This window comes from Cognatiyoonia sp. (assembly GCF_965661665.1).
Classification (GTDB): domain Bacteria; phylum Pseudomonadota; class Alphaproteobacteria; order Rhodobacterales; family Rhodobacteraceae; genus Cognatiyoonia.
The window spans coordinates 134,915-144,396 of the sequence record NZ_CBFIEO010000006.1 but is presented as its reverse complement, the minus strand read 5'-3'; the positions used below and the strand labels follow the sequence as shown (position 1 = coordinate 144,396).

9 protein-coding genes are annotated in these 9,482 nt (G+C 56.3%); 7 read left to right on the top strand and 2 right to left on the bottom strand.

The features are described 5' to 3' along the window. Together rpmJ and ACTF5F_RS05855 are read left to right on the top strand one after the other, a co-directional pair. Positions 1 to 97: 50S ribosomal protein L36 (gene rpmJ / locus ACTF5F_RS05860; RefSeq protein WP_438955945.1), on the top strand; the 97-nt coding region annotated here is incomplete at its 5' end. 159 nt (positions 98 to 256) lie between these two features. Beyond that, positions 257 to 1,471: a DVUA0089 family protein gene (locus ACTF5F_RS05855; protein WP_438955941.1), complete on the top strand. Its 1,215-nt coding sequence runs from the start codon at positions 257 to 259 to the stop codon at positions 1,469 to 1,471. 61 nt (positions 1,472 to 1,532) lie between these two features. On the opposite strand, the gene fdhF is transcribed toward ACTF5F_RS05855, so the two are convergent. Both fdhF and ACTF5F_RS05845 read right to left on the bottom strand, forming a co-directional pair. Continuing rightward, a complete protein-coding gene (gene fdhF, locus ACTF5F_RS05850) occupies positions 1,533 to 4,295 on the bottom strand; it encodes a formate dehydrogenase subunit alpha (RefSeq protein WP_438955940.1) in 2,763 nt (920 codons plus the stop codon). Positions 4,296 to 4,425: 130 nt separating this feature from the next. Continuing rightward, the gene (locus ACTF5F_RS05845) at positions 4,426 to 4,713 is read right to left on the bottom strand and encodes a YggT family protein (RefSeq protein WP_438955939.1); all 288 of its coding nucleotides are present in this window, start codon (positions 4,711 to 4,713) and stop codon (positions 4,426 to 4,428) included. A gap of 122 nt (positions 4,714 to 4,835) precedes the next feature. Between ACTF5F_RS05845 and ACTF5F_RS05840 the strand changes: the two genes are divergently transcribed. The 5 genes from ACTF5F_RS05840 (at position 4,836) to ACTF5F_RS05820 (ending at position 9,277) form a co-directional block, all read left to right on the top strand. After that, complete coding sequence (locus tag ACTF5F_RS05840; protein WP_438955938.1) at positions 4,836 to 5,381, top strand: acyl-CoA thioesterase; 546 nt, start codon at positions 4,836 to 4,838, stop codon at positions 5,379 to 5,381. Positions 5,382 to 5,445: 64 nt separating this feature from the next. Continuing rightward, on the top strand, positions 5,446 to 6,840 hold the full coding sequence (locus tag ACTF5F_RS05835; protein WP_438955937.1) for an MFS transporter: 1,395 nt from the start codon (positions 5,446 to 5,448) through the stop codon (positions 6,838 to 6,840). Next, a complete protein-coding gene (gene mepA / locus ACTF5F_RS05830; RefSeq protein WP_438955936.1) occupies positions 6,813 to 7,709 on the top strand; it encodes a penicillin-insensitive murein endopeptidase in 897 nt (298 codons plus the stop codon). The genes ACTF5F_RS05835 and mepA overlap by 28 nt, the downstream gene beginning before the upstream one ends. Beyond that, positions 7,709 to 8,569, top strand: a complete 861-nt coding sequence (locus ACTF5F_RS05825) for an esterase-like activity of phytase family protein (protein ID WP_438955935.1) — start codon at positions 7,709 to 7,711, stop codon at positions 8,567 to 8,569. The genes mepA and ACTF5F_RS05825 overlap by 1 nt, the downstream gene beginning before the upstream one ends. Before the next feature lie 78 nt (positions 8,570 to 8,647). Continuing rightward, on the top strand, positions 8,648 to 9,277 hold the full coding sequence (locus ACTF5F_RS05820) for a queuosine precursor transporter (protein WP_438955934.1): 630 nt from the start codon (positions 8,648 to 8,650) through the stop codon (positions 9,275 to 9,277). The last annotated feature ends 205 nt before the right edge of the window (positions 9,278 to 9,482 follow it).

The window sequence follows — 9,482 nt, the reverse complement described above, 5'->3', positions numbered from 1 at the left end:
CAAGCAGCGTCATCGCGATTGCCGCGTCGTGCGCCGTAAGGGCCGCGTCTATGTGATCAACAAGACGCAGCGTCGGTTCAAAGCCCGTCAGGGCTAAACCAAAGAAAAGAGATTCTGAAAGGGGTCGCAACTGCGGCCCCTTTTCATTTGCGTGATCCCTCATGATCAATCGAAGAAGAAATCCGCCACAGCTATAGAAACGCGCAAGCTATTCCGCCTATACTGATCCCGACTGAAGATAAGGAAAGGTAGTCCCATGCGCACCGCTTATTTCAAAAGCACCACACTTGCTTTCGCACTTTCCGCATTAGCAGCACCGACTGTCGCTCAGGGCATGTGCAGCGGCGTCGGATCAGACGGCATTTGGATCGGTGGGTCCGAAGGGGCATCCGACATTTCCACCAGCAACACCTACCGCGAACAGATGGCGCTGGTCCTTGGGGGCAGCGAATATATCTCTCTCTTCACCCTGTCTGCTCGGGGCGATGTGAGAATCGAAGCGCAAGGCCGCGGGTCAGGCGACCCGATCATCGAGATTTACAATGAAGCGGGTAATTTCGTTCTGTCGGATGACGACTCCGGCGGAAATGGCGCGTCGCGGGCTGAGGTGAACCTTGATGCAGGCACCTATTGCGTCTCCACCACCAGCTTTGACCGCGCGCCAATGACCGCATTTGTCCGCATAGGACGCAATGATCAAGAACCGCTGACCGAAGGGATTGAAGCCACATCAACGCAAGGCGGCGAATTCACGTCCTGCGCCAATGCCCTCGATATCGGCGTTGTTGGCGCGGACGGGCTCACCAATCTGGCGTCTGTCGATGACGCGCCAAACCTCCGCTTCACACTCACCTCTTCAATGCCACTCACTATTAAGGCGGATAACGAGGATGCCGATCCCGTCATCACACTCTACGATGCAGAAGATTCCTACATCGACGAAAACGATGACTTCGATGGGTTGAACTCTCAAATCGATATCACAGAAGGGCTGCCAGCGGGCAATTACTGTGTCTCCGTCAGCGCGTTGAATGACACATCGCTCCCGATCGAAGTGTCGATCGGCGAATACGATCCGGTCGCCGCACTCATGGTATTGGTCGACAGCGCAGAAGCCGCGCCACCGCTCGACGGCAGTGTCCCGATCGCCGACCTTGGTGCACTATCAACACGCCTCCGCCTCGATGCGCAGTTATCCAACACTGCCACGTGGTATTCGGTAGATGTGGCCGAGTCCGGTCTGCTATTGATCGAAGCCATCTCTGTCGTCGGTCAGGGAGATCCCTTCGTGTCCATCTTCGACGACTTTGGCCGTCTTGTTGCGCTCAACGATGACCACGGCGACAGCTACGACGCGCAAGTCGCCGCCCGCGTGAATGCAGGCACTTATTTCATTGGCCTGCGGGAAGTGACTGATGACACGCAAAGCTTCGTCCGTATCGGCCTAGAGCGTTGGGTGCCCGCCAAATAAGCCTGAAAATAACACAAAAGGCCCGGTCAGTGACCGGGCCTTCCTAATCTTTTGATTGAAATCATTCCGCAGCGACGGAGGCGGTCGCCTTCTCAACCCGGACTGCCGAGTACTTAAACTCTGGAATCTTCCCATAGGGGTCAATCGCTGGATTCGTCAGAACGTTTGCCGCCGCTTCAACAAAGGCAAATGGCAAGAAAACCATATCTGGTGACACCGCCCGATCTTCCCGCGCCATGATTGTGATCGACCCGCGCTTGGTGGTCAGCGTCACCATCTCACCCGGTGCCACGTCCAAGCGGCGAAGCGTTGACGGATGCAAAGAACAGTTTGCCTCCGGCTCAACCGCATCCAATACAGACGCGCGGCGCGTCATGGACCCAGTGTGCCAATGCTCTAACTGACGACCCGTGGTCAGAACCATAGGGTAATCTGGCGTCGGCAGATCATCCGGCGGGATCACTTCGGCAGGTGTGAACCTCGCCCGCCCTTCTGCGCGTGGGAAGGCATCGCCAAACACAACGCTTTGACCAGGATCCTCTGGCGACAGCGAGGGGTATGTCACCGCTGTCTTTTCCAACCGCTCCCACGTGATGTTGTCGAGACTGCGCATATTAATCGCCATTTCGGCAAAGACTTCGCTTGGATGCGTGTACGTCCACGGCAACCCGCAGCGCTTGGCCAGCTCAACCTCGATCCGCCAATCTTCCATCGCCTCACCGGGCGGCGGTACGGCTTGGCGCAGCATCTGCACGGTGCGGTTGGTGTTCGACACCGTCCCACTCTTTTCATAAAGGGCGGAGGCTGGGAGGATCACATCAGCGTAGTTCGCGGTTTCGGTGATAAAGATGTCCTGCACCACAAGGTGGTCCAGCTTAGCCAGCGCATCGCGCGCATGCTCCACATCAGGGTCAGACATCGCTGGGTTTTCGCCCAAGATATACATCGCCTTGATCTTGTCCTCATGAACCGCGTCCATGATCTCCGTCACGGTCAGGCCCTTTTCATTGCTGAAATCGCCAGACTGCCACACATCAGTGAAAGCAGAACGGACACCGTCATCGGTTACAGTCTGATAGTCTGGCAAGAACATCGGAATGAGCCCCGCATCCGATGCACCCTGCACATTGTTCTGACCGCGCAACGGATGCAGACCTGTGCCGGGACGCCCGACATGGCCGCACATTAACGCCAGCGAAATCAGGCAGCGTGAGTTGTCCGTCCCGTGGACATGTTGGCTCACCCCCATGCCCCAAAAGATCATGCCGGCCTTTGCGGTCGCAAAGTCCCGTGCCACAGCACGAATAGTTGCCGCGTCGATCCCGCACAGCTCTTCCATCTTTTCGGGGGAGAACTTCTTTAGGTGCTCTTTTTCAGCGTCCCAGTTCTCAGTGAAGGCTTCGATGTACTGCTGATCATACAACTTCTCCTCCACGATCACATGCATGATCGCGTTCAACAGCGACACGTCCGTCCCCGGCTTGAACGGCAGCATGTGCTCCGCAAACCGCTTCAAGCCTTGGGAGCGCGGATCCATGACGATGAGCTTGCCACCACGCTTGGTGAACTGCTTGAAATAGGTCGCCGCGACCGGATGGTTCTCCAACGGGTTGGCGCCAATAACGATGGCGACATCCGCATTCTCGATCTCATTGAAGGTCGCGGTCACAGCACCGGAGCCTACGTTTTCAATCAGCGCCGCAACAGATGATGCATGGCAAAGCCGCGTGCAGTGATCAACGTTGTTGTGACCAAAGCCTTGGCGGATGAACTTTTGGAAAAGATAAGCTTCCTCGTTCGTACACTTGGCAGAACCGAAACCAGCAACCTCACGCCCACGGCCTTTCAGCCCTTTGGCCGCAAAATCAAGCGCCTCGTCCCAAGTCGCCTCGCGGAAGAACTCCTGCCAGTTGTCTGGGTCGACATTCAGCCCCTTGTCTGGCGCATCGTCGCGACGGATCAGGGGCTTTGTCAGGCGATGTGGGTGATGGATATAGTCATAACCAAACCGCCCTTTGACGCACAAACGCCCCTCGTTCGCGGGGCCATTGATCCCCTCGACATATTTCACCTTGTCGTCTTTGACCTTGATAGAAATTTGGCACCCGACGCCGCAGAAGGCACAGACGCTTTCAACTTCGCGGTCGTAGTCGTCCAAATCACCAACCTGATTTTCGTTCATGACGCTCGACGGCATCAAGGCACCCGTCGGGCAGGCTTGCACACACTCGCCACAGGCCACACAGGTCGACGCGCCCATTGGGTCATCAAAATCGAATGTTGGATAGGCATTGTGCCCGCGACCGGACATGCCGATCACGTCGTTGACCTGCACCTCGCGACAGGCACGCACGCAAAGGCCACATTGAATACACGCATCCAAGTTCACGCTCATCGCAACATGGCTGTTGTCCAAAAGCGGAATGGTTTCTTGCTTCAACGCTGGGAAGCGGCTGTCGGAGACATCCTGCGCCTCCGCCATATCCCACAGATGAGATGACTTATCATGGGCGGCGTCTTGCTCCGGCTGGTCGGCAACGAGCAATTCCATCACCATCTTGCGAGCCTGCACTTCGCGCGGCTGGTTGGTGGTCACAACCATCCCTTCGGATGGCTCACGGATACAGCTAGCCGCCAGCGTCCGTTCCCCTTCAATCGCCACCATACAGGCGCGACAGTTGCCGTCTGACCTATAGCCCGGCGTCGGCTTATGGCAGAGGTGCGGAATGACCAAACCACGCCCATTGGCCACCTCCCAGATCGACTGACCGGGTTCGGCGGTAACTTTTTTACCATCCAGCGTGAAGGTGATTTTATCGGACATCTGACCAACCTCTGCCTATTTTCGCTAAAGTCTAAGCATAAATGGCACACCCAATCAGCCCAAGCGCGACGCCGACAACCGCTTTTGCGCCACGCCTCAGTCGGTTCTGTTTCCGAAAGGTAACGAAGGTTTAGAAGAAGAACGCCTCGTTGTTCTTCAAGACGGTGCGAATGATCTCAATCCCGATCAGGGCCACCAACGGCGTCAGATCGATTCCACCCATGTTGGGAAGGATGTTTCGGATCGGACGATAGATCGGCTCAAGGATACGCTGCAGGCCATACCAAATTTGGCCAACAAGCGGCTGACGGACATTCAACACCTCAAACTGAATGAGCCAGCTCATGATGAAATGCGCAAAAATGAAGAAGCTCGCCACATCGAGCAGCAGCATAAGGATTTGAAAGATCGACGTCATCACAGTCTCCGTTCGTTGCAGAGGGACTTAGGGATTTAAACCCGTCAGAACAAGTCCCTGCCGCGAGGTCACACATTGACGTTAACGTCAACCAACATAGGTTCGGTCGAAAGGAGACTGAAATGTACCCGATCATCCGTCTTGCCAAGGAATTCTTCGTCCATCGCAACGCCCCAGAACTTCCTGTCTTGGGCGTGCATGTGTCACATCACCGATGCTGGCCGCAAGACATTGATATGTTTATCGAGATGAACAACGGGCGCATCCTGACGATCCTTGATCTGGGGCGTACAGTTCTCGCCAAACGGGTCTACCTTCTCCGCACATTGAAAGAGAACAAGTGGGGTCTCACGATGGCGGGCGCCTCCGTCCGGTATCGCCGCCGCATCCGGCCCTTCGAAAAGTTTATCGTCAAAAGCCGCTGCATCGGCTGGGATGAGCGGTTCTTCTACCTCGACCAGACGATCTGGGTTGATGACAAATGCGCGGCGCAAGCGCTCTACCGCTCCGCCGTCACCGACAAAAACGGAATCGTCGCTCCAGACCGTGTTTTCACGGCCGCGGGCCCCACAGACGAACGACCCGTCCTGCCCGACTGGGCCCAAAACTGGATTGATGCCGAAGATACACGCATCTGGCCCCCAGAGGTCGGCCCCAACCCTGCGTAACCCCAGAAACGCTTGCGCGATGTGAAATGTCATTGTCTACTGCCGCGAGGGATGAGGGGCAGTTATGAGACCAACACATAAGAGACGCATTTGGGGATGGATGGCTTTCGATTGGGCCAGCCAGCCATATTACACGCTCGGGCTTACATTTATCTTTGGCCCCTACTTTGCGATTGTCGCAACGGACTACTTCCTGTCACAAGGTGCTGACGGTGAAACCGCACGTGCGCAATCTCAAAGTGTTTGGGCAATGGGTCAGACGGTTGCGGGCCTCGTGATCGCATTCACCGCGCCTTTCCTCGGTGCCTTTGCCGACAACACGGGCCGGAAGCAACCTTGGATCGCGCTCTTCTCTGTAATCTACATCGTGGCAGCGGCCGCGTTATGGTTCATGACGCCAGACACGTCATCGCTCTATCTCTTCCTTTTGATCTTCTACATAGGCTTCATCGCCGCTGAATCCGCGTTGAACTTCATCAATGCGTACCTACCCTCCATGGGCACGGACGAGGAGGTTGGTAAAGTGTCGGGCTCAGGTGCCGCGTTTGGGTATTGGGGTGGCCTGATAAGCGTCATCATCATGTTGGTTTTCTTTGCAGAGATGGGCGACTCCGGCCGCACCATCGCTGGCCTTGAACCCATCTTTGGCCTTGATGCGGACCAGCGGGAGGGCACACGTTTTGTCGGGCCGTTCATCGCGATCTGGTACGCCCTCTTCATCATCCCATTTTTCATGTGGGTGAAAGACAACCCCGAGGACACAGGCCAAGTGCCCAAGATGTCCAAGGTCGTCTCCGACCTCGTGACCACGTTGAAACGGGTTGGCAAACGCAAGAGCACGGCAACGTTCCTCCTCGGCGGCATGTTTTATCGTGACGCGCTCAACGCGCTCTATGCCTTCGGCGGTGTCTACGCGACATTGGTTCTTGGCTGGACGGTGGCGGAGCTTGGCCCATTTGCCATCGCCTCCATCATCTCCGCCGCGGTTTTCACTTTTTTAGGTGGCCGCTTTGACAGTCGCTTTGGCCCGAAGCCGGTCATCATCTTCTGCATCCTGCTTCTGATTGTCGTTTGTATCTTTACCGTCAGCCTATCGCGTGACGCGCTGTTCGGCGTGCCTATGGCCGAAGGGTCCGCCCTTCCGGATATCATCTTCTTCACGCTGGGCTGCGTTATCGGCGGCGCAGGTGGTGCACTTTATGCAGCGTCCCGCTCTCTCATGGTGCGCCACGGCCATCCTGACCGCCCAACCGAAACCTTCGGCCTGTTTGCATTGTCCGGCAAAGCGACCGCGTTCCTTGCGCCACTGTTGATCAGTGTCTTTACTGCGGCAACCGGAAACGTGCAATTGGGCTATCTTCCGCTGATCTTCCTGTTCCTCTTGGGTCTCATCCTGTTAGTATGGGTCAACAAGGATGGAGACAGGGACGAATGGGTCGCTTCGCAGCAGTTATCCTGATCTTGATCTCCCTTGCCGCGTGCAAGGGGGACACCACAACAACCGTCCGCGCCCAATCCGCCAACAACGGCGACACCCGTGTCGCCAAAACCCTGTTTGGCGCGGCATCCAGCGGAAGCCAGCAAAGCGCAAACGCCATCGGCGGTTATGCCCGCGGCTGCCAGGCTGGCGGCGTTGAGCTCGCTGAGACCGGCCCCACGTGGCAAGCCATGCGGCTGTCGCGGAACCGAAACTGGGGCCAGCCCGCGCTTGTCGATTACGTCAAAGACCTCAGCCGCTTTGCGGCCACCCAACCGGGGTGGGAAGGGCTCTATGTCGGCGATCTCAGCCAACCACGCGGCGGACCGATGCTGTCTGGCCATGCCAGCCACCAAATCGGTCTGGACGCAGATATCTGGATGCTGCCACCCGATCGGTTGAACTTGACGCGGGAAGAACGCGAGAACATCTCGTCCATTTCGATGCGCCGCGCTCAGGGGGCCTACACCAACAGCAATTGGACGCCGCAGCACGAAGTCATCTTGAAAGCCGCCGCCTCCGATCCGCGTGTGGCCCGTATCTTTATATTTCCTGGAGCCAAAGTTGCTATGTGCAATTCTGCCACCGGCGACCGATCATGGCTCAATAAAATCCGGCCTTGGTGGGGGCATCACTACCATTTTCATGTCCGGCTGAACTGTCCAGAAGGTGACGCAAATTGCACCAATCAAGCACCACCGCCACCCGGCGATGGATGCGACGATGCGCAGGGCTGGGTCGACCGCATTCTGAACCCGCCACCACCCAATCCAAACCCACGCCTGCCACGCGGACCGATCACGATGGCGCAACTCCCAAGCCAATGCAGCGGAGTGCTGTCGTCCAACTGATGCTGCGTCTCATCTCAATTTTCCTCGCCCTCTTTGGAGGAGCGCCGATACTCGCTGACGTGAAATTGGTCACGCGGCATGTCTGGTTCAATGATGACCCAAACTTTGGCGGCATATCGGGCCTTGAGGTGGCACGGGACGGTATCACTTTCACCGCAATAAATGACAAAGGTTTCATCGTTCGTGGCACGCTCCTTCGCGATGGCGACGTAATCGTTGGCGTTGACAGCGGGCCATTTATCCCACTTACAGACATCTGGACAAATCCACTTCAGAACGGTGGGAATGATAGCGAAGGCCTTGCCATCGGACCGACCGGCCGTGTGTACGTCTCTTTTGAAGGTGAGCATCCAAAAGTCAGCATCTACGCGCGCGACCTAATCCGTGCGACCCGCCCACCAAATCATCCGGAGTTTTCCACCTTTCAAAAGAACTCCGGAATGGAAGCTCTCGCCATCGACAGCACGGGCGCGATCTATACATTGCCGGAACGCTCAGGCCGCTTGACCCGACCGTTTCCTGTCTACCGACTTGAGGGCGTCATGTGGACCAAGGCGACCGAGATTCCGCGCCGCGGCAAATTCCTCCCCGTTGGAGCAGACTTTGGGCCCAATGATCAGCTCTATTTGTTGGAACGAGATTTTACGGGCATTGGCTTTAGAACCCGCGTGCGTCGGTTCGACCTCAACACGGGTGAGGAAGAAACCCTATTAGAAACGGCCACTGCAACGCATGACAATCTTGAAGGCATCGCCGTCTGGGAAGACGACGAAGGTGCTATCCGTTTCATCATGATCGCTGACGACAACTTCAAATGGTTCCAGCAAACCGAAATCGTTGAATATCGTTTGACTGACTAGGCCAGCGGCGGTACATGCCCTCGTCCGCGCATGGTGCGCAGATCAAGTGCCGCACCCTTGTCAAAACGGAAAACTCAAATGACACGTATCCTTCCCGGCGTAATCGCCATGGCCGCCATCGTGGTCGCCTCCAACATTCTTGTGCAATTCCTGATCCTTGATGGTCTGCTCACATGGGGCGCGTTCATCTACCCGCTCACCTTCCTCATCACCGATTTGATGAACCGCGTCTACGGTGTCGGGCCCGCGCGAAAGGTCGTGTTTGCAGGTCTCATCGTTGGGATCATCTGCTCGCTCATTGGCTCCCAAATCCAGCTTGAATTTGGTCCAGCTGTGCCGATCCGCGTGGCCATCGGTTCCGCGACTGCATTCCTTGTGGCCCAGCTCTTGGATGTTTCGATCTTTGATCGGCTGCGCGATGGGAAGTGGTTCACCGCGCCTTTGGTGTCGACTTTCTTTGGCTCTATTGTGGATACCTTCATTTTCTTCAGCCTCGCCTTCTCCAGCTTCTTCAATGGTTTCAGCGCTGGAGCCACGGAACAGGTGATGTGGGCGCAGGATGCTGTGCCGTTCTTCAACACAGGGCCTGAAGCGCCGCTGTGGGTCACGCTGGCTATCGCAGACTGGGGCGTGAAAATTGCTGTCGCTTTGATCGCGCTGATCCCGTTCCGCATCATTGTTGGGCGAATTACACAACCGGCCACATAACCGCGAGATGTAGTAATAAACCTCTTGATTTAGAAAAAATCTATGCCAACCTTCTTTTCAGGCGAAACATTTGAAAGGAGGTGATCCAGTGCATCATGACGTATTGGAGAAGGCAGTCGGGACAACTTATGAGGTTTGCAACTGAGGCAGTCCTTGGTTGAAAACACCATAAGGTGGGAAACCTAACCGACCCACCTCCGAAAAC

Excerpts from the sequence above, each read along its gene's own strand:
- ACTF5F_RS05855 (WP_438955941.1), top strand. The coding sequence starts at position 257 with ATGCGCACCGCTTATTTCAAAAGCACCACACTTGCTTTCGCACTTTCC.
- fdhF (WP_438955940.1), bottom strand. The coding sequence starts at position 4,295 with ATGTCCGATAAAATCACCTTCACGCTGGATGGTAAAAAAGTTACCGCC.
- ACTF5F_RS05845 (WP_438955939.1), bottom strand. The coding sequence starts at position 4,713 with ATGACGTCGATCTTTCAAATCCTTATGCTGCTGCTCGATGTGGCGAGC.
- ACTF5F_RS05840 (WP_438955938.1), top strand. The coding sequence starts at position 4,836 with ATGTACCCGATCATCCGTCTTGCCAAGGAATTCTTCGTCCATCGCAAC.
- ACTF5F_RS05835 (WP_438955937.1), top strand. The coding sequence starts at position 5,446 with ATGAGACCAACACATAAGAGACGCATTTGGGGATGGATGGCTTTCGAT.
- mepA (WP_438955936.1), top strand. The coding sequence starts at position 6,813 with ATGGGTCGCTTCGCAGCAGTTATCCTGATCTTGATCTCCCTTGCCGCG.
- ACTF5F_RS05825 (WP_438955935.1), top strand. The coding sequence starts at position 7,709 with ATGCTGCGTCTCATCTCAATTTTCCTCGCCCTCTTTGGAGGAGCGCCG.
- ACTF5F_RS05820 (WP_438955934.1), top strand. The coding sequence starts at position 8,648 with ATGACACGTATCCTTCCCGGCGTAATCGCCATGGCCGCCATCGTGGTC.